This window comes from Azonexus caeni, from assembly GCF_048146105.1.
Classification (GTDB): domain Bacteria; phylum Pseudomonadota; class Gammaproteobacteria; order Burkholderiales; family Rhodocyclaceae; genus Azonexus; species Azonexus aromaticus_B.
In genome coordinates this window covers 47,902-65,531 of sequence record NZ_JBKJAD010000024.1, presented here as the reverse complement: position 1 = coordinate 65,531, position 17,630 = coordinate 47,902, and the positions used below count along the sequence as shown (strand labels likewise).

Sequence of the window (17,630 nt, the reverse complement as noted above, 5' to 3'; positions counted from 1 at the left end):
GCGAGGGCGGTAAAAGGTAGCCGGTCTGGCGGTCAACAGGATGGAAACGGCTCATCTCTCTGGCTCGGTTCGGTTGGCTCGCTGCCATTATCCCATCAGGAAAGAGTTAGTCCGACAGGCTGCTAGCAGAACTCGCTATCGTCATTTCCTCGAAACAAAGACAAGGCGACCAAAAACAAGATGACAAATAAATAATTTGCATCTAGCATCACGCAATCACCCCGTCCGGACTGCCATGCTCAAATTCATGTCGCTCCTGTTCGCCATGGTTCCGCTGCTCTCCGCGTGCAGTGCACCCGTTCCCCGGCAAGCGTTGGCCGGGCATCTGCATGCGCGCCCCAGCCCCGACAGCGGAGACATTCCCCCGATCATCGAACAGATGAGTCCGCCACCGACAGGTCCCCAGACAGCGGCACAGCCCGCCCAGTACAGCGTCACGGTCGACCGCATTCCGGTACGCGACCTGCTGTTCGCGCTGGCCCGCGACGCCCACATCGACATCGATGTCGCCACAGAAATCGAAGGCAGGGTCACCCTCAACGCCCTGCACCAACCGTTGCCGGTGATCCTCGACCGGATCGCCCGACAGATTCCGCTCAATTTCGAATTTTCCGGCGACAGCCTGCTGATCCTGCCGGACAAGCCCTACCTCGCTCATTACCCGGTGGATTACGTGAACCTGGAGCGTAGCGTCACGACATCCGTCGCCAACAACATGCAGATCGGCGCATCGACCGGCAGCACCAATGCCGGCAATCTGTCCGCGACGCGCATCGAAAACGTCACTCGCCATCATTTCTGGGGAGCCCTGAAAGCGGGCCTCGAACAATTGCTTGCCCAGACCACCACTGGCAGCGACAAACCCGCCGCCACCCACCAGCTGATCGTCAATGCCGAGGCCGGCATCGTTTCGGCAATCGCCACCCGCCGCCAGCACCGCCAGATCCGCAGCCTGATCGACCGGCTCGCCAACGCCGTAAGACGCCAGGTCCTGATCGAAGCGACCATCGTCGAAGTCGCACTCAACGAAGGACACGAACAGGGCATTGACTGGAGTTCGCTGGTCAGTGGCGGCATCTTCGAACTCGCCGGCAATCCGTTGAAGACCGGCGTCAACCTGCGCTACGACCGCAATGGCAACCCGAAAGCACTGATCAGCTTGCTTGACCGCTTCGGCGACAGCCGGGTGTTGTCCAGTCCCCGCCTCTCCGTCCTCAACAACCAGACCGCCCTGCTCAAGGTCGTCGAAAACTACGTCTATTTCACCGTCAAGGCCGACACCACCACCACCGCCAACGTCGGCACCAGCGTCACCTACACGACCACACCACAGACGGTATCGGTCGGTCTGGTGATGGGCGTCACGCCGCAGGTGGCGGCCGACGACTCGGTAATCCTCAACATCCGCCCGACCATCACCAGTGTCGGCCGGGAAATCCCGGACCCCAACCCCGACCTGCGTCGCAATGGCATAGAGAACCTGGTGCCGGTGATCCGGACCCGCGAGATCGAGTCGGTGATGCGCGTTGCCAACGGCCAGATCGCTGTCCTCGGCGGCCTGATGGAAGACGGCATCGACCACCGCAACCAGCGTATACCTCTACTCGGCGAAATCCCCGGCGCCGGAGAGCTCTTCAGCAATCGGGACAACCGGGCGCACAAAACCGAACTGGTCATTTTCCTGCGCCCCATTGTCATCCGGGAAGCCAGCCTGAGCGGCGATTATTCCCGACAAGCCGACACCCTGCCGGACACCGGTTTCTTTCCATCGCCGCGACAGATTTCGCCAGCCGCGGGAGCGCTCCAGTGAAAACCCTCGCCAACCTCTTCGTCGTACTACTCTCGATACAGGGGGTCCGTGCTGGTGAGCCAATTCACCTCGGCTTCGTCGAGCACGCCAATCGACAACTGACGCAGTTGCCCCTGAGCGAACGTGAAAGCCATTTGCGCACGATGATCGCCGAGTTTCCCGGTGAAGCCGCATTGCACTTTCGACTCGGCAATCTGCTGGCCGAACAGCGCCGCTGGCCGGAAGCCCGCTTCGCCTATGCCCAGGCGAACCAGCTCGACCCCGGGCATCCGGATATCCACTACAACCTGGCGATAGCCCTGGATCATCTCGAACAGTTCGCCGACGCCAGCCGCCACTACCGCGCCGCGCTCGACGCCGCAGCCCGGAGCCAGCACCGGTTCCGCGCCGCACCGCTGCAACAGCGCCTGCACAAACTGGAAGCGTACCGGCAATGACCGCCCAGCCGATCGGTAAACAACTGCTCAAGGCCGGCCTGATCAACGAGGATCAGTTACGCATCGCCCTCCTCGAGCAGCGCAAAAGTGGCTGCCGTCTGGGCAAGCAACTGGCCAAGCTGGGATTCGCCGCCGACAACGCCATTCACGACATACTGGCACGCCACCTCGGCGTCGAACGTTACGACCCGGGCCGACATACGATCAGCCGCGAAGCGATTCTTCTCGTCCCTTCCGAGACCGCCAGGCAGCACCGCCTGCTGCCGATCGCCATTGAGCGGGAGCAGCGACGCTGGCGCCTGGCGCTGGCCTCGCCGCAAGACCCCGGCGCGCTCGAAAGCGTGCGCCGCCACACGCCCGCCGGCCTCTCGGCGGAAATCCTGCTCGCCAGCGAGGGCGAAATCGAAAGCGCCCTCGACCTGCATTACGGCCATGCGCTGGCCATCGAAAACCTCCTCGGCGAATTCGAAGGCAGCGGCAAGATCGCTTCGCTGCACGGCGACTCGCCGGCAGTCCGGCTGATCGACGCACTGCTCGGCGACGCCGTCCGCCGTCATGCCTCGGACCTCCACTTCGCCCCCGAGCTGGCCTGCCTGCGTATACGCTACCGCATCGATGGCATCCTGCGGACGATCCGCATCCTGCACAAATCGACCTGGCCGCCGCTGGCCAGCCGCCTGAAAATCCTTGCCGGCATGAACATCGCGGAAACCCGCGCGGCACAGGACGGACACTTCTGCCGGCCGATCGGCGGTCGGGAGATCGACTTCCGGGTTGCCGCCCAACCGACCATCCACGGGGAAAACATCGTCCTGCGCATCCTCGACCGGCAAAAAGGCATCGTCCCGCTCGAATCCCTCGGCATCGGCGAGAACGAACTGCAACGCATCGAAACCATGCTGGCCCGCCCGGAAGGACTGCTTCTCGTCACCGGCCCGACCGGCAGCGGCAAGACGACCACGCTTTACTCGCTGATCAACCGGCTCAACCACGATGGCGTCAATATCATGACGCTCGAGGACCCGGTCGAATACCCTTTGCCCCTGCTGCGCCAGACCTCACTCTCCGACAACATCAAGCTGGATTTCGCCGGCGGCATCCGCTCCATGCTCCGCCAGGACCCGGACATCGTCCTGATCGGCGAAATCCGCGACGCCGAAACCGCCGCCATGGCGCTACGCGCCACCTTGACCGGCCACCGGGTTTTCGCCACCCTGCACGCTGGCAACGCGATATCAGCACTTTCCCGCCTGCGCGAACTCGGCATTGATCCCCGCCAGTTACACGGCAATCTTTCCGGCATCATTGCCCAGCGTCTGCTTCGTCGCTGCTGCCCGTCCTGCACGACAGCCACACCGGAGCGGGATTGCCCGCGCTGCGGCGGCAGCGGCTACAACGGCCGTCTCGCCCTCCTGGAAATTCTCCGCATCGATGCCGGACTCGACCTGTTGCTCGCCGACGCTGCCAGTCCGGCGCAACTGCTGGCCGAAGCCCGGCGCCGCGGCTTTGCCAGCCTGGCCGAGAACGGACTGCAACTGGTCGATGCCGGTGTGACGACGCGCGCCGAAGTGGCTCGGGTCGTCGACCTGAGCGAATATCAATGACGCGCCGCTACCGCTTCCAGGCACTGGATGCCAACCAGCAACTGGTACACGGGCAGATGAGCGCCACAGACCCGGACGAACTGGCGCGGCTGTTGCGCCAGCATGATCTGGACCTGCTCCTGGCCCGCCGGATTCCAGCCTTGAACCAGCGCAAGCTGGCGCGCCGGGAACTGATCGATTTCTGCTTCCATCTCGAACAGCTACTGACGGCGGGCATTTCACTGCTCGACGCACTCGACGACCTGGCCGCGGGTGGTTCAAGCAAGCCACTGCGCCATCTCTACCGCGGGATTGCCGATGAACTACGCAGCGGCAAATCCTTTTCTGCCGGACTGCCAGGAGAAATCACCCGCAGCGATGCGAGTTTCGCCGGTATCGTCCGCGCCGGCGAACTCAGCGGCCGGCTCGCCGAAACCCTCGGCCGCCTCGGCAGCAGCCTGCGCCAGGCAGAGGCCCTGGCCAGCGCCACTCGCAAGCTCCTCACCTACCCCTTGCTCGCCGCAACGCTCGTTCTCACGGCCTGCCTCTTCCTGATGTTCTTCCTGGTGCCACAGATTCGCAGTTTCCTCGGTAATGCCGTGACCGATCTGCCGTGGTACACCCGCTTGCTGTTCTCGCTGTCGACACTGCTGCAGGAGCACTGGGCAATCCTCTTGGCAACGCCGCCGCTGCTCGCACTCGCCGCCATCATCGCCATCCGGCAGCACCCTGCCTGGCACGAAGCCTGGCACCGACTGTTGCTGCACATCCCCCTGCTCGGCGAAATCCAGCGCAAACTGCTGGTCGCCCGCCTCGCCGATCTGCTGGCCATGCTCTACGCCAGCGGCGTTCCCCTCCTCGAAGCCCTCGAACTGCTGCCTCAGTCGATCAGCAATCGCGCTGTCGCCCGGGCGGTGACACAGGTCCATCATCTGGTCGAACAGGGCGAAGCATTGTCCGGCGCCTTTTCCCGACACGACATTTTCCCCGGCCTGTTGACCCGGATGCTCGAAACCGGCGAACGCACAGGCCGCCTCGACGCCTCGCTGAACAATCTCGCCGGCATCTACGAGCAGGAAGCCCGCGCCACCATCGGCACCCTGCAGGCGCTGATCGAACCCGCCCTGACCCTGAGCATCGGCATCCTCCTCGGCTGGATGATGCTGGCCACCCTGCAGCCGATTTACGACATCGTCGAACAGGTGGCACGGTGAAGCCAATGCTCCGCCTCCACCTCGGCGATCAGGCGCTTGGCGCCTGGATCGTGCGGCGAGGCGAACCACACCAGATCGGCGAGTTCCCGGAAACGCCATCCGGGCATGACGAATTTTCCCGTTTTCTAAACCGGCAACCGGCGGCCGGCCATCTCCTGCTGCTCGACCACGCCGCCCCACGCCTGATTGCCGAAACCCTCCCGACGGCGGGTTTCCTCGCCAATCGCCGGATGCTCGCGCTGCGCCTCGAACGTCTTTACCCCGACACCCGTTGGCGTTGTGCCATTCGCTTGCCGGCGCCTGCCGCTACCAGCCGCTCGATCGCCTTCCTCGCCTTGCCGGAAACCCCTGCCCTGCAAGGCTGGCTGGACGACCTCGCCGCGGCGTCGATCAGTCCACGGGGAATCCATTGCGCGCCACTGCTGCTGGCGCCGTTCCTTGCCCGCCGTCAGCAACTGACAGCCCGCCTGCTGGTGCTCAGCCAGCACGACCAGGCCATCCGGCTCTGCCTCCTGCAGCAAGGCCGACCCGCCGCACTCGCTCAGGAAGCGCATGTGCAACCCGAACGCATCCCGGAAGCGATTGCCCACTTCCACCACCACATTTGCCTTTCCGGCACGACAAAAGCCCCCACCATCCCCCTCTGCCTGCTCGGCACCGCCGAATGGCAGGAGCAGATCGAAGTCCCGGGCAAACCGCTACGCATCGTCACCCGATACGCCGACAGCAACATTGACCTGCTGGCCCTGCCAGCCTGGCGCTGGCCGCGCCGCCGGTTTCCACCGCCCGCGTTGCCGCACCCAAACCACCGGCGAATCGCTCGCGCCCTGTGGCTGGCCGGTAGTGTCGCCAGCATCGGTGGCCTGGCGCTTACGCTGGCCACGCAATCGACGCTGGAAACGCGGAATGCCGAAATCGACCGTACCCGCGCCCGCCTGCGGTCGCTCGAACAGGCAAGCCGGGAACTGGAGAGCAAGGCCAGGCAGCTTGGCCTGACAACTGCGCAGATGCCACACCTGGCGGGCGAGCGGAAGCACCTCGGCGCCCGGCGTGATGACTTCGCCAACAGCCTTCGGCAACTCGCCGCCGCACTCGACGAAACACCCGGGATCGATCTTGACGCGCTCGAATGGAGCGCAGCCGATCTGGAGGCAGCGGGCGAAGCCTGGCAGATGCAACTCGGTGGGCGGCTGTCGGCGGACACCGCAGCAACGCCGGCCAGCCTGCAGGGGCTAAGCGAGCGCTTGCGCAGCCGCGGCATGCGGGCTGTTGTCAGCACAGCCCCCGGCTCCGCCAACTTCTCGCTACGCCTGACGGCGGATCGGAAGTGAAGCACTGGCTCGCCATCGCCTTCGTCTACCGCCAGCCGCTGCTCTTCTGCGGCGGGGCCTTGCTGGCCGGCGCGACGGCCGTGCTCTACGCCGAACAACAGCTTGACGCCGCCAGCAGCAGACTCGCCGCACTCCAGCAGCAGGCCGCCCAAACGACGCAACGCCTCGCCGAATTGCGCGGTGCCGCCGCCGCGTTCGACGGGCTGGCGCTCGCTGCTACGGCACCGAATGACCTTTTGGCCGGTATCGCATCAGCCCAGGACCTTGCAATCGAAACCCGCCCCCAACGAGAAACTTTAGCCGGAGACTGGCGCACCAGCGAATTTCGCCTGCACGGCCCACTGTTGCACGAAGAAATCCTGCTCGACATCGTCGATCGCTGGAGCCGGCTGTCGGCGTTCCAGCACCAGCTTCATCACTGCGCGCTCCACCGGCAAGCGGCACGACTTTTTGCCGATTGCCAGTTCGTGCAGCTCCTGCCGAGCGGCTCGACCCGATGATCAGGCTGCTTTGCCTGCTCCTGCTGGGGGCCGCCCTGAACTGCCGGGCCGAGCCACTGGGACGGCTGTTCTTCACCCCCGAACAACGCCGTCTGCTGGAGCAGGCCCCGGCAGCAGCGCCAGCACTGGCGCCCGGCCGTCTCGACGGCATCGTTGTCGGCAGCAGCGGACTGAATCTGCGCTGGGTCGACGGCCAAGTTGAAACTGGCGGGGACAGCGGCCAGAAGGTCGGCGACAGCATGCAACAGCCCCTGCTGCCGCCAGGCAACCTGCAGATCGGCGCCGCCGTAGAAGGAAAGATGAAATGAAGCGGCAGTCCGGCTTCGCGCTGTTCGCCCCCCTGCTGCTGGGCGCCTTCACCGCCACTACCTGGCTACAGCACAAGCCGCCGCGCCTCGCCGAGCAGTCCCGCCAGGCCCGTGCCCTGGCAGCCGCACGCGAAGCCCTGATCGCCCGCGCCGCGAACGACGCCAACCGTCCCGGCAGCCTCCCCTGCCCCGATCAGAGCACCGACAGTACCGGCTTTGCCAACCACCCTGGCGACGGCAAGGCCGACATGCTGGTCGGCAATCACTGCCCGAGCTACCTTGGGCGCTTGCCCTGGATCACGCTGGACATGCCGCCCCCCCGCGACCGGGCGCAGGAGGTCCTCTGGTACGTGCTCGCCCCGGGCCTGCGCGACGACGACAGCGCCGAACCGATCAACAGCAGCACTGCCACCGAACTGAACCATGCCGGGCACAGCGAGGTCGCCGCCCTGCTCATCGCAGCGGGGCCACCGCTGACGCGGCAGGGGCGGCCTTCGCACACGCCGGGTGATTACCTCGAAGGCTGGCTCGAAAACTCGCCGACGCGAACCTATTGGGCTAACACCAGCCCGAGCAACGATCAGATTTTGATCATCCACCGAGACGAAGTGATGGCAATGGTCATGCGCCGGGTCGCCCAGTCGCTTCGCCACTGCCTGCAAGCCCACGCTGCCAGCAGCGGGCGCTTTCCCTGGCCGTCCCCGTTTGCCGCGGCGAACGGGGACGGCTGGCAGGGTGCGCGCTTCGGACGTATCCCGCTGAGCCAGCCGGAGGACAGTGCGGAAAAACGCCTGGCCGAGATTCGGGCGCACTATCAGGAAAGCATCGCCGCGCTTGCCGCGGCCGGCGACCCGGCACACCGCCAGGAAGCACTGAACCGCCTGGCGACAGCGAGCGCCTGGAGCGCCAACTGGCTGCGCAGCCAGCGCCTGGTCGGCGAAACGTTCAAGCGCCTGAGCGACGCTACCACCACCCCGCTCGCGGACCTCGCCCAGAAAATCGCCAATGCCCTGAACGCCGGCAAACTTCCTGCCAGCGACGGCGCGGCGATCCGTCTGGCAAGCACACAAGCCCTGCCGCCGCTTGCCGCGCTGGGCGAAGCCCTGCCGCGCTACGGGCTCGACGCCCTCGCCTGGAACGCACTGCACACGGGGAACCCGCCTCCGCCGGAAACGCTGCTACCAACGCTGGCCGGTGCGGTGACCGACCTGCAAGCGCGCAGCACAGAGTTCGCCGGGCTCGACACGGCACAGCCCCGCCCGAGCACTGAACGCCTGCTGGCCGCGCTGGCGGCCATCCAGCCGGCACTCGGCGCCAACCTCGAGTTGGCCCGCCTGATCGACACACAGGGCCACGCCCTGGGCGACGAATCCGCCCCGATCGAAGCGCTGCTCGACACGCTACGCCGCCAGGCCATCGCCGATACGGTCAAGAACCTGGCGACGTTTAACGAACAGCCGACCGAGAAAAACCGGCAAATCGCCGATCGATCGCTTGCCGACACGCTCTCCCTGGCCAGGCAGGTAGCGAGCGCTCTCGACAACATGACGAGCCTGAGCGGTGCCCAGCCAGCCACCGCCTGGCCGATGGTCTGGGCGGCGGGCGAATGCGATTTTCTGACGGAGCCGACCGGCTGGTGGAACAACAATGCCTGGCACGACAGTCTCTTTTACCAGGTCAGCGACCCGCTCGCCCCGCACCTTGGAAACCTGACCATCCCGGGCAGGCAAGGTCTGCCACTGCTGGTGATCGCCGCCGGCCGGCCGCTGCAAGGGCAACACCGCCCCAGCGCCAGGATCGAGGACTATCTCGAAGGCAGCAATGCCGACGCCAGCCGCAACGGCTTAGCACTGACCCCGTCTCCCACTTTCTCGATCGACCAGGGCAATGACCGGATCGCTTACTGAACGCCTGGCCCAGCGCGGGTTTTCGCTGATCGAGCTGAGCATCGTCCTGATCGTCTTCGGCCTGCTCGCCAGCGGCATGGTCGGCTCGCTGAGCGGCCAGCGTCGGCTGGCTGACGAACGCAGGGCACAGCAGCAACTCGACGAGGCGCTCGAAGCCCTTTACGGCTTTGCCATCACCAACGGCCGCCTGCCCTGCCCGGCCGATACGCCGCTGGCCAGCAGTGAAGAAGCCGCTGGCCGCGAAGCCTGCCCGCTCGAACATGGCGTCCTGCCCTGGCGAACGCTGGGAGTCGCCGAACTCGATCCCTGGGGACAACGCCTGAGCTATTACGCCGCCAGCGCCTTCAGCGCCAACGTGCCGAGCGGCGCCCGGGCCGCCTTCACTCTGGAAAGCAAAGGCGGCGCCAGCGTCCGCCTCGCCCACGACAGCGGCGCCGCGCTTGCCAACGAGCTGCCGGCCGTCGTCGTCAGCCACGGCGCCAACGGCCATCTCGGCTATCGCAGCAACGGCGGCAAGCTGGCCGGCGGCTCGGCCGATGAAGCGGAAAACGCCGACCAAGACAGCGTCTTCGTCAGCCACCTGGCGGAGGCCGACTACGACGACCTGGTGTGCTGGCTGCCGCCCGCCATCCTCGCCACGCGGATGCTCGCCGCCGGCCGTCTGCCCTGATTTCTCAACCCACCACCACGGAGTCAAGCATGAAAACCTCACAGAAAGGCTTCACCCTGATCGAAATCGCCATCGTCCTCGTCATCATCGGCCTCCTGCTCGGCGGCGTCATGAAGGGACAGGAACTGATCACGCAGAGCAAGATCCGCAGCGTCGAGAAGGAATTCGACGGCGTCACCGTCGCCGTCCTCGGCTACCGTGAGCGCTACAAGGCGCTGCCCGGCGACGACTTGCAGGCTAAGGCACGCTGGACATCTTCAGACGACGGCAATGGCGACGGCGAGATCGGCGGCAACTTCAATTCCAGCACCGCCACCGACGAGAGCCGCCTGCTCTGGCAACACCTGCGCGCCGCCGGCTTGGTCACCGGCCACACCGTGCCGACGCAGCAACCGGCCAACGCCGCCGGCGGCATCATCGGCGTGCAGACGGACATCAGCGATGGCGCAGCGAAAATCCTGGAAGGCACCTTGGTGTGCACCACCAACCTGCCGGCGGCGGTGGCCAACGCCATCGACGCGGCACAGGACGAAGGTCTGCCGGAGCAGGGCAGCGTGCGCGGATTCAAGCAGAGCGCCAGCAATACCCCGGACTATGCCGAGCAGATCACGGCTTACGTCGACGACGGCAAAACGCTCTACACCCTGTGCAAGCAGATCTGAGCCCCGTCAATTGAGCTGGTTCGCCGCCAGTTCGGCAGCACCGCGCCGCTCGACGAAGACATTCCCGCCACCGGGCGTGCCCGGTTCGCGGGCACGCTTCTTGGCCTGTTTCTTCGCCACCGAGGCGGCCGCGGCAACCTCGCGATGCGATTCGAAGCTGCCGGACTTGATCCTGACCGCACCGACCGACAGCGTCGGCAGCGCGTGGAAGACCATTTCGCCGCGCCGATTCTCCGCCAGGTAACCCTGTCGCCCCGGATCATCCGGGCCAATCAGGGCATCGATGCGCTCGGTGAAAGCGCTGACCAGTTGCCAGCAACGCATCTCCCAGTCCGGGCTCTGGAAGACCACGAAGAAGTCGTCGCCGCCGATATGGCCGACGAAATCCTGACGCGTTTCGACCACTTCACCGATCAAGCGGCCGAGCATCTGGATCACGTCGTCGCCCCGGCGGTAGCCGAAGTTGTCGTTGAAAGGCTTGAAATTGTCGATGTCGATGTAGGCTGCGACGAAGTCGATGCCGGCGAGCAGCATGCGATCGATGTGCTCGTTGATCGGCACATTGCCCGGCAACTGGGTCAGCGGATTGGCGTAGCGCGCGGCGCTGATCTGCATCTCGGTGATCTTCGCCATCAGATCCTGGCTGTTGCCGACGCCGAGGTAACGCCCCTCGCCGGTGACGATGAAGCCGTCGTACAGGTAATGCTTGGGTGCCAGCGCCAGCATCATTGCCAGTTCCTGGATGCTCGCCGCCTGGTCGACGATCAACGGCGCGTGGTCCATGAACATCTCGCAACTCTTGCTGCCGTAGAGTTCGCGCCGGAACGGCCGGGCGAAACGGTCGATCAGGCTGTGCCGGTTGATCATGCCGACCGGATGTACGCCATTGACCACCGGCAGCACATAGAGCGCCGGATCGGCCTCGAAACGGGCAATCGCCTGATCATTGGTGGCCCCGCAGGGCAGCGGTTCGATCACCCGCAGCAGGGTGCGCGCGCTCTGCGGACGGCTGGCGCCAGCCAATGCAGGAGCCAGGGAAATCTGCTGCCGATCGAGCGCCTGCACCACCATCGGTGGCAGGTAACGCGGCGGTTCAAGCACCGGCCGCGCAATGAAATACCCCTGGCCGCAGGCAATCCCCATGTCACGGACGCACTCGAAGTCTTCGCGTCGTTCGATACCCTCAGCGACCAGCGAGGCATTGCAGATTTCCGCCAGGTCCTGCATCGCCCGCACGAAGTGGTACTTGATCCGATCATCGGCGATGCCATGTACGAAGTGCTTGTCGATCTTGACAAATTCCGGACGCAAATCCGACCACATGCGCAGGTTGGCGAAGCCCTCGCCAAGGTCGTCGATGGCGATCTGGAAACCGCGCCCACGATAGTGCTGCAGCGCCTCGTAGATACCGGGCAGGTTGGTCACCCGCTGGTTTTCCGTCAGTTCGAGCACCAGCCGATTGGCCGGCAGGCCCAGTTCGCGCAGCAACGACTGGGTCTGCCCGTTCATCAGTTGCGGATCGAGCAAGCAGCTTGGCGTGACGTTGAGGAACAGCCGACCGATCAGCCCGAGCCCGGCAAAACGGCGCAGGCTGGCTTCCCGGCAGGCGCGTTCCAGCTCCAGCGCCAGGCCGGCCGCCTTGGCCGCGGCGAACAGGCGATCCGGCAGATGCAAGCCGCTGTCGCGCGGACCGCGAATCAATGCTTCGTAGCCGTGGATCGCCCGCGCCCGCAAATCGACAATCGGCTGAAAGACGGGCAGCAACAGGCCTTCGTCCAGGACTCGCCTCAATTCAGATACTTCTTCGTCGGTCACGGGCAGCATAAACGGGCTAGCGGGATAGTCGGGGCAGCCAGTCTAGGGGGCGCTTGTTGCAGTTCGGTGAAACAATGCAACGGCGTTTCGCGTCATCCGCCTGTAATCTAGGCGGGTCATCCTCGCCGCAACGCTCACCGAGGAATGCGCCCCATGAACCGCCCCGCCGACATCGCCAGCTTCCCCCCGTTGTTCGACGATCTGGAAGCCTTCTGCACGGAGCAACTGAGCCGGGTCCGCTGGCTGGCCGGCATTGCCGCAGCCCTGGCGATCGCTTTCGTCCTGATTTAGGAACAAAAAACCCCGCCGCAGCGGGGTTGCTCATTGCGTACCGGCTCAGGCCGGCGGCGGCACATAGCCCTGGATCTGGTCGGCACCGTCGCCGAAGAAATGCTTCTCGACCTGCTCCGACAGATACTTGCGATGCCGCGCATCGACCAGGTTGAGACGGTTCTCGTTGATGATCATCGTCTGCAGCCGAATCCACTGCTGCCAGGCTTCCTTCGAGACGTTCTCGAAAATCCGCTTGCCCAGCTCGCCCGGGTAGGGCGGCATATCGAGACCTTCGGCTTCGCGACCGAGTTTGATGCAATTGACCATCCTTGCCATGCCATTCTCCTTGGGGATTGATGCAGCGGATTATAAGGTCTTGAACAGAACCTTTACAAAGACCGGAAACCCGCTTGGTTACGTTATTTCGCCAAACCACACTTTCAAGCAGCTACGCAACTGGCTACACCGAAAGCGACCACTGGGTCTTATTTTGAACGAAAGGAAGGCAAGCTGCTACGTCCTGGCAGATCGAAAACCGGAACCCCCTATAGGAAGTTCCAAAACTGTCAAAGGACGGGGCTCTACGTACCCGCGTGCAACCCCTCGCGGGAGGACCCATGGCAGCGGCCTTGCTGCCGGCGGTGTCGTTGTCCTGCCATACCAAGCACTCACGCCCAACCAATGGCGACCAGTCCGCCTTGCTGACGGCCTGCGCCCCACCCTGCCAGCAGATCACCGGATGTTCAGGCAACAGAAGCCGCGCCGCGTCCCGCGCCTTCTCACCCTCGACAATCACCACGGCCCCGGCCTTCGTCGCCAGGTCGGGCAAGCCCAGCAGCGGACGCGGTGCCGGCGGCTCCTTGAACTGCCACTGCAGCCGGCTGGCCGTCGCCGCAGGATCAAGGGGCTGAACTGCTTGCGCTCTCCTATGGGTTCATAGCGATCATGGAAGAAGCGGCGCTCTTCATCTCGACAATCCCGGCCTTGGGCGCCCCTTCTTATACTGCTGTCGGTCTCTTCGCTCGCAATGGCAACTGCATTCGAGTAGCGCAAAGTGTACCCAGCCGCGCCCCCTTAGCGCGCGATGCAATAGACGCTTCGCTTTCCCACCCCCTGATTTTTCACTGGGACAAGTGGGACAACTGGGACAAATCGCCGAAAGCCTTGCCATTAGGCAACCCGGTGTTTTCATTCTGCATATTTTCAGTGGGACAGCAGTGGGACACGGTGGGACAACTCAGTTGCAGAACGTGTCAGGACGAAAAACCGGGCGCGAATGAACAACGCCGGGCAGGTCCCGGCGCGTGCTCTGTGTTCATCTTTTTGAGGCGCCAGGAAGCCCCGGCCACCTGTCCCTGCCAGCGCGTTGATCGGGGTCATCTGGCAGCGGCCGGAAGCCTTCACAGCGGCGCAGCAGTTCCGAGTCTGGGCGATAGCTTCCAGCGGCGACTATCTCCCGCTTTGCCGCAGCCATACACCGCCCGTTCGGAGCGCGCTTCCCGCACTCGATGCAGCGCCGCCGGTTATCCCCCTCTCCGGTCCGCTGCTGGATGCTATCGGCCGGAGTATCCACAACCGGGGATAGCTGTTCCGGCGCTGCATCCTGCCCCCGCGCGGCCTCGCCGCAGGGAAGCATGCTGTCCCAGTCAATCATTGTCATCATCGAACAAGGCCGGCAGGACATGCACCACGCGGGCGCGCCCTTCGGTCGGCAGCGCTTCCTTGACCAGCCATTCCCGGCCGGCCTCGCTGCCCTTGCGGCAATACCCCTTGGCAACCATCAGGCGACCAATGGCGCCATGGTCGAAGCCCTTGCAGATCACCCCGCGCCAGGTCTCATTGAAGATGAAGAATTCCTGAGCGTCGTTGCCGTCCGTATCGTGGCACGCGCGCCGGTAGCCCGCCCGATCGGGTTTGCCGGGGGCGTGCTTGTCGGTATCGTTCGCCGGTCTGTCCCAGTCGGTAAAGGCGCTTTCACCCTTCCGGCGCAGGAACTCCCGGACCTGCTGCAGCATTGCCCGCTCTTCCTGGTTGCCCTGCCCGCCGCGCCGTCCCAGCCAGGCGCGAAAGCACGTCACCGCCGCCCGCATCGCTTCGCCCGCCTCCCAGGCGGTTACACCCCATTTCGTTGCCAGTTCGCCGGCCGCACCGACCAGCGCGAAGCGAGCAGCCACCCGGCGCGCCTGCCCATGTGCCGCGGCATCCAGACAGGCGGCTTCAAACTTCCGCTGCGCCTCCCTCGCCAACTCGGGAATGCTGGCCTGGTTGCCGACCAGTTCGGACACGAAGGCATGAAAAGCGGTCCCGTAGTGCTTGCGTACCGCCCTGTCCAACGCCTTGGCGAAGTCCGCGCCGTTGGCGTAGCCGTGCAGGTCCTCGAACACACCCAGGCCCGCCCCCGCGTCCGCCGGTATCTCGGCGAGCCGCAGCTCTTGCCCGGCTCTCGGCGTCTTGCCGACCTCGCCCATGTGTTCAGCCAGGCCGATTTCCCCGGCCGACAGGAACAACAGCCGCCAGCTTGCCCGGTCACGGGCGCCGCCGGTTCGTGCCGCGCGCGCCTTGCCGCTGCCATTGGCGAGCATATAGGCGACCTCGCCGGCTGCCTTGGGGTCCATCTGCGCCAGCTCATCCAGCAGCAGGGGCGCGTCACAGTGCTGCATGGCCAAGGCTTCTAGCCCGTTGTCTGTGGCCCGCCATCGCTGCATGAAGTCCTGACCGCCGCACGCCGAAGCGGCCACCCGTAGCGCCGTCGTCTTGCCGTCGCTGGAATTCGACCGGAAGTGAAAGCCGCCGCTCTCGTTGCCGGTCAGGTACAGCAGCGGCGCCGCGAAGGCAACCGACACGGCAAACAACAGGCGGGTATTGCCACTGCACAGGCTGGAAACTTCCTCCCGCCAATATTTCAGACTGTCGCGCATGCCGAAGGTAGTAGCGCCGCCCTCTGCCTCGAACAGCCAGGCGCCGGCATTCGGCCCGATAGCGCCATCAGGCAGGACGAAGACCGCGCCCTCGGGTCCGGCATCGTGCCAGCCGGTGCGGTTCGTGACGCGGGCGCGATCCTTGGGGGTTGCTGTCTGCAAGTATTCGATCAAGGCAGGCTTGGCGCGCGGCGCGATTCGCAAGCCGGCATCGAGCAGAAGCCCTGCCACCTCGGCGCCATCGCCACGAAACAGCGCCGCCGGGACAATCACCCGGTGCAGCACCTTGTCCGGGTCGAAGAACTCACACAGCAAGCCCCAGCCTGCGTTTTTCGGGTCCCGGACCATCGCGGCCACATCCAGCCGGCTACACACCCAGCGCGGCGCGCGGTCGGGTTCGTGCAGCCACACGCCGCGCGCGTCCAGCTCGAAGCGGCGCGCCGCTGCCGGCTCGTTCTGCTTTCCTTGCTCCTCCCGCTGTCCGGCCGATGCTGCCACCTCGACCAGTGCCGAAGCATCGGCCAGGACAAGCGCCATATGCCCGGCAGTCCAGCCACGCGCCGCCAGGTCGGCGGCGTCGTCACCGTCGCCCAAGGGTTCAGCCCCCACCAAGGCCGGCGCGCCGCCTTCCTCGCTGGCTTGCCGTGCGAATGCGGCCAGGTTGAAGCGCTTGACACTGGCTGCGCCGGCCTTGCCCAGCGCGGCAACCACATCGGCAGTGGCCTTGCTGCCGGCGGTGTCGTTGTCCGGCCATACCCAGCACTCACGGCCGGACAGTGGCGACCAGTCCGCCTTGCTGACGGCCTGCGCCCCGCCCTGCCAGCAGATCACGGGATGTTCAGGTAGCAGCCGCAGCGCCGCGTCCCGTGCCTTCTCGCCCTCGACAATCACCACGGCCCCCGCCTTCGTCGCCAGGTCAGGCAAGCCCAGCAGCGGACGCGGTGCCGGCGGTGCCTTGAACTGCCACTGCAGCCGGCCGTCCGGCAATCGCCACAGGGTCAAGGGGCTGAATTGCTTGCGCTCGCCCTTGGGTTCATAGCGATCATGGAAGAAGCACAGCCGGCCAGCGGTATCGGTATAAGCCCAGCGACGAGCCGGCCGGCCATGCCGCATATGGGCAACCGGCGGGGGCGGCGCATCGTCCGGGATCGGCATCACGCACAGCGCTTGCGGGGTTGTGCAAACGTCTGCACCCGCCCCCCGCGTTCCTTTCACAGATTCGGCGCGGCCGATCCCATAATCGGCGCCGAGTCGTTCCGCAGCCTCTGACTGGCGACAGCCCAGGACATACGCAGCCAGGGCAACCAAATCGCCGCCTTTGTCACCGGTTGCGAAGTCCGACCACGCGCCGCTGTCCCTGTTGATCGTGAATGAACCGGGTTTGGTGTCGCTGCGCCGTGGGTTCAGTGGCAAGTATTCCTGCCCCTGGTTCTTGCCGCCAGACAGGCCGAGAAAAGACATAGCCCCGTCAAAATCGGCCAGCGCTGCCGCAGCTACACGGCCGATAAAACCGCCGCCGTCATTTGCCATTGCCGCTATTCCTCGCTGAGAAGGCTGCATTGATCTCGGCAATACATGCAGCGAATGCCGGCCCGACGTTCTCGAACTTGGCATCGCCGTCGCTCGCCGCGATCACTTCGCCTTGCTTACGGGCGACGTATTCCCAGCCCATGCCTGGCGCCGGCAAGGTCAGGCGGATTTCAAAGGCGGGCGGCTTCATGGCTTGGCCTTGCTTGATTGCACGGCATTGGCGACCAGCTCGCAGCCATCGACGAAACGTTCCGCGTGATAGCAGATGGCAGCAGCCACAACCGTTGCAGCGACCACTTCCGGATCATCGCTGTGCTGCTGTGCATGCTCCACCATAAACGTAGCTAAGTTAATAGCACTGTCTTCAATCTCGTGAAGGTCAAGCCCCGTCCCGGTGCTTTGTTCGTGCGTGGTCTGGGTGCTCATGCTGCACCGCCTTTCGCCGCCGCGATCCGGTCAGCGATCCATTTATCGACTTCCTGCGAAGACACGGCCGATGCACGCGCACCAACCTTGACGATAGTCAGCCGACCTGCCTTCGCTTCGCGGTACAAACCGCAGACGGACAAGCCCATTCGGCGGGCTGCATGAGGGATTTTTTCGAGTGCCGCCACCGTTGCGGGAGCGGGAACAGAATGGGTAATCATGTGGCGTCCTTTCGGATGGGGCGTT

Annotated in this window: 17 protein-coding genes; 11 read left to right on the top strand and 6 right to left on the bottom strand. The window is 65.0% G+C overall.

What is annotated here, in order from left to right; translation table 11 throughout:
- Positions 1–235: 235 nt before the first annotated feature.
- Genes ACLIIZ_RS18075 through ACLIIZ_RS18030 form a run of 10 tightly spaced genes read left to right on the top strand, consistent with a single transcriptional unit; the run spans position 236 to position 10,422 of the window.
- The gene (locus tag ACLIIZ_RS18075; RefSeq protein WP_416694394.1) at positions 236–1,810 is read left to right on the top strand and encodes a type II secretion system protein GspD; all 1,575 of its coding nucleotides are present in this window, start codon (positions 236–238) and stop codon (positions 1,808–1,810) included.
- Positions 1,807–2,247 (top strand): tetratricopeptide repeat protein, encoded by a 441-nt coding sequence (locus tag ACLIIZ_RS18070; protein WP_416694392.1) that lies wholly within the window; start codon positions 1,807–1,809, stop codon positions 2,245–2,247. The genes ACLIIZ_RS18075 and ACLIIZ_RS18070 overlap by 4 nt, the downstream gene beginning before the upstream one ends.
- A complete protein-coding gene (locus tag ACLIIZ_RS18065) occupies positions 2,244–3,851 on the top strand; it encodes a GspE/PulE family protein (protein WP_416694390.1) in 1,608 nt (535 codons plus the stop codon). Before ACLIIZ_RS18070 ends, ACLIIZ_RS18065 begins: the two co-directional genes overlap by 4 nt.
- On the top strand, positions 3,848–5,044 hold the full coding sequence (locus tag ACLIIZ_RS18060; RefSeq protein ID WP_416694388.1) for a type II secretion system F family protein: 1,197 nt from the start codon (positions 3,848–3,850) through the stop codon (positions 5,042–5,044). The genes ACLIIZ_RS18065 and ACLIIZ_RS18060 overlap by 4 nt, the downstream gene beginning before the upstream one ends.
- A gap of 5 nt (positions 5,045–5,049) precedes the next feature.
- The gene (locus ACLIIZ_RS18055) at positions 5,050–6,375 is read left to right on the top strand and encodes a hypothetical protein (protein WP_416694386.1); all 1,326 of its coding nucleotides are present in this window, start codon (positions 5,050–5,052) and stop codon (positions 6,373–6,375) included.
- Positions 6,372–6,875: a hypothetical protein gene (locus tag ACLIIZ_RS18050; RefSeq protein WP_416694384.1), complete on the top strand. Its 504-nt coding sequence runs from the start codon at positions 6,372–6,374 to the stop codon at positions 6,873–6,875. Before ACLIIZ_RS18055 ends, ACLIIZ_RS18050 begins: the two co-directional genes overlap by 4 nt.
- Entirely contained in the window at positions 6,872–7,183 is a 312-nt protein-coding gene (locus ACLIIZ_RS18045; RefSeq protein ID WP_416694382.1) for a hypothetical protein, read from the top strand. Before ACLIIZ_RS18050 ends, ACLIIZ_RS18045 begins: the two co-directional genes overlap by 4 nt.
- Positions 7,180–9,090 carry a hypothetical protein gene (locus tag ACLIIZ_RS18040; RefSeq protein WP_416694380.1) on the top strand — a complete coding sequence of 637 codons (1,911 nt, stop codon included), beginning with the start codon at positions 7,180–7,182 and terminating at the stop codon, positions 9,088–9,090. Before ACLIIZ_RS18045 ends, ACLIIZ_RS18040 begins: the two co-directional genes overlap by 4 nt.
- Positions 9,071–9,760 (top strand): type II secretion system protein, encoded by a 690-nt coding sequence (locus tag ACLIIZ_RS18035; RefSeq protein ID WP_416694378.1) that lies wholly within the window; start codon positions 9,071–9,073, stop codon positions 9,758–9,760. Before ACLIIZ_RS18040 ends, ACLIIZ_RS18035 begins: the two co-directional genes overlap by 20 nt.
- 29 nt (positions 9,761–9,789) lie before the next feature.
- Positions 9,790–10,422: a type II secretion system protein gene (locus ACLIIZ_RS18030; RefSeq protein WP_416694376.1), complete on the top strand. Its 633-nt coding sequence runs from the start codon at positions 9,790–9,792 to the stop codon at positions 10,420–10,422.
- A 6-nt stretch (positions 10,423–10,428) separates the two neighbouring features.
- Here ACLIIZ_RS18030 and ACLIIZ_RS18025 read toward each other — a convergent pair whose 3' ends face one another.
- A complete protein-coding gene (locus tag ACLIIZ_RS18025) occupies positions 10,429–12,213 on the bottom strand; it encodes an EAL domain-containing protein (protein WP_416694374.1) in 1,785 nt (594 codons plus the stop codon).
- Between the two features lie 177 nt (positions 12,214–12,390).
- On the opposite strand from ACLIIZ_RS18025, the gene ACLIIZ_RS18020 reads away from it, so the two are divergent.
- The gene (locus tag ACLIIZ_RS18020; protein WP_416694372.1) at positions 12,391–12,528 is read left to right on the top strand and encodes a hypothetical protein; all 138 of its coding nucleotides are present in this window, start codon (positions 12,391–12,393) and stop codon (positions 12,526–12,528) included.
- Positions 12,529–12,573: 45 nt separating this feature from the next.
- Here the strand turns inward: ACLIIZ_RS18020 and ACLIIZ_RS18015 are convergent, their stop codons facing one another.
- From ACLIIZ_RS18015 to ACLIIZ_RS17995, 5 genes are all read right to left on the bottom strand, one after another.
- Positions 12,574–12,846, bottom strand: a complete 273-nt coding sequence (locus ACLIIZ_RS18015) for an oxidative damage protection protein (RefSeq protein ID WP_416694370.1) — start codon at positions 12,844–12,846, stop codon at positions 12,574–12,576.
- 1,310 nt (positions 12,847–14,156) lie between these two features.
- Entirely contained in the window at positions 14,157–16,958 is a 2,802-nt protein-coding gene (locus ACLIIZ_RS18010; RefSeq protein WP_416694368.1) for a DUF927 domain-containing protein, read from the bottom strand.
- Positions 16,948–17,148, bottom strand: coding sequence for a hypothetical protein (locus ACLIIZ_RS18005; protein ID WP_416694366.1), 201 nt, complete (start codon positions 17,146–17,148; stop codon positions 16,948–16,950). The genes ACLIIZ_RS18010 and ACLIIZ_RS18005 overlap by 11 nt, the downstream gene beginning before the upstream one ends.
- Entirely contained in the window at positions 17,145–17,384 is a 240-nt protein-coding gene (locus tag ACLIIZ_RS18000) for a hypothetical protein (RefSeq protein WP_416694364.1), read from the bottom strand. The genes ACLIIZ_RS18005 and ACLIIZ_RS18000 overlap by 4 nt, the downstream gene beginning before the upstream one ends.
- Positions 17,381–17,605: a helix-turn-helix transcriptional regulator gene (locus ACLIIZ_RS17995; RefSeq protein WP_416694362.1), complete on the bottom strand. Its 225-nt coding sequence runs from the start codon at positions 17,603–17,605 to the stop codon at positions 17,381–17,383. The genes ACLIIZ_RS18000 and ACLIIZ_RS17995 overlap by 4 nt, the downstream gene beginning before the upstream one ends.
- Positions 17,606–17,630 lie beyond the last annotated feature (25 nt).

Bases quoted from the DNA above. Each gene is read 5' to 3' on its own strand.
- ACLIIZ_RS18000 (WP_416694364.1), bottom strand. From the start codon at position 17,384: ATGAGCACCCAGACCACGCACGAACAAAGCACCGGGACGGGGCTTGAC.
- ACLIIZ_RS17995 (WP_416694362.1), bottom strand. From the start codon at position 17,605: ATGATTACCCATTCTGTTCCCGCTCCCGCAACGGTGGCGGCACTCGAA.
- ACLIIZ_RS18040 (WP_416694380.1), top strand. From the start codon at position 7,180: ATGAAGCGGCAGTCCGGCTTCGCGCTGTTCGCCCCCCTGCTGCTGGGC.
- ACLIIZ_RS18060 (WP_416694388.1), top strand. From the start codon at position 3,848: ATGACGCGCCGCTACCGCTTCCAGGCACTGGATGCCAACCAGCAACTG.
- ACLIIZ_RS18035 (WP_416694378.1), top strand. From the start codon at position 9,071: ATGACCGGATCGCTTACTGAACGCCTGGCCCAGCGCGGGTTTTCGCTG.
- ACLIIZ_RS18010 (WP_416694368.1), bottom strand. From the start codon at position 16,958: ATGGCAAATGACGGCGGCGGTTTTATCGGCCGTGTAGCTGCGGCAGCG.
- ACLIIZ_RS18030 (WP_416694376.1), top strand. From the start codon at position 9,790: ATGAAAACCTCACAGAAAGGCTTCACCCTGATCGAAATCGCCATCGTC.
- ACLIIZ_RS18015 (WP_416694370.1), bottom strand. From the start codon at position 12,846: ATGGCAAGGATGGTCAATTGCATCAAACTCGGTCGCGAAGCCGAAGGT.
- ACLIIZ_RS18075 (WP_416694394.1), top strand. From the start codon at position 236: ATGCTCAAATTCATGTCGCTCCTGTTCGCCATGGTTCCGCTGCTCTCC.
- ACLIIZ_RS18005 (WP_416694366.1), bottom strand. From the start codon at position 17,148: ATGAAGCCGCCCGCCTTTGAAATCCGCCTGACCTTGCCGGCGCCAGGC.
- ACLIIZ_RS18055 (WP_416694386.1), top strand. From the start codon at position 5,050: ATGCTCCGCCTCCACCTCGGCGATCAGGCGCTTGGCGCCTGGATCGTG.
- ACLIIZ_RS18065 (WP_416694390.1), top strand. From the start codon at position 2,244: ATGACCGCCCAGCCGATCGGTAAACAACTGCTCAAGGCCGGCCTGATC.
- ACLIIZ_RS18045 (WP_416694382.1), top strand. From the start codon at position 6,872: ATGATCAGGCTGCTTTGCCTGCTCCTGCTGGGGGCCGCCCTGAACTGC.
- ACLIIZ_RS18020 (WP_416694372.1), top strand. From the start codon at position 12,391: ATGAACCGCCCCGCCGACATCGCCAGCTTCCCCCCGTTGTTCGACGAT.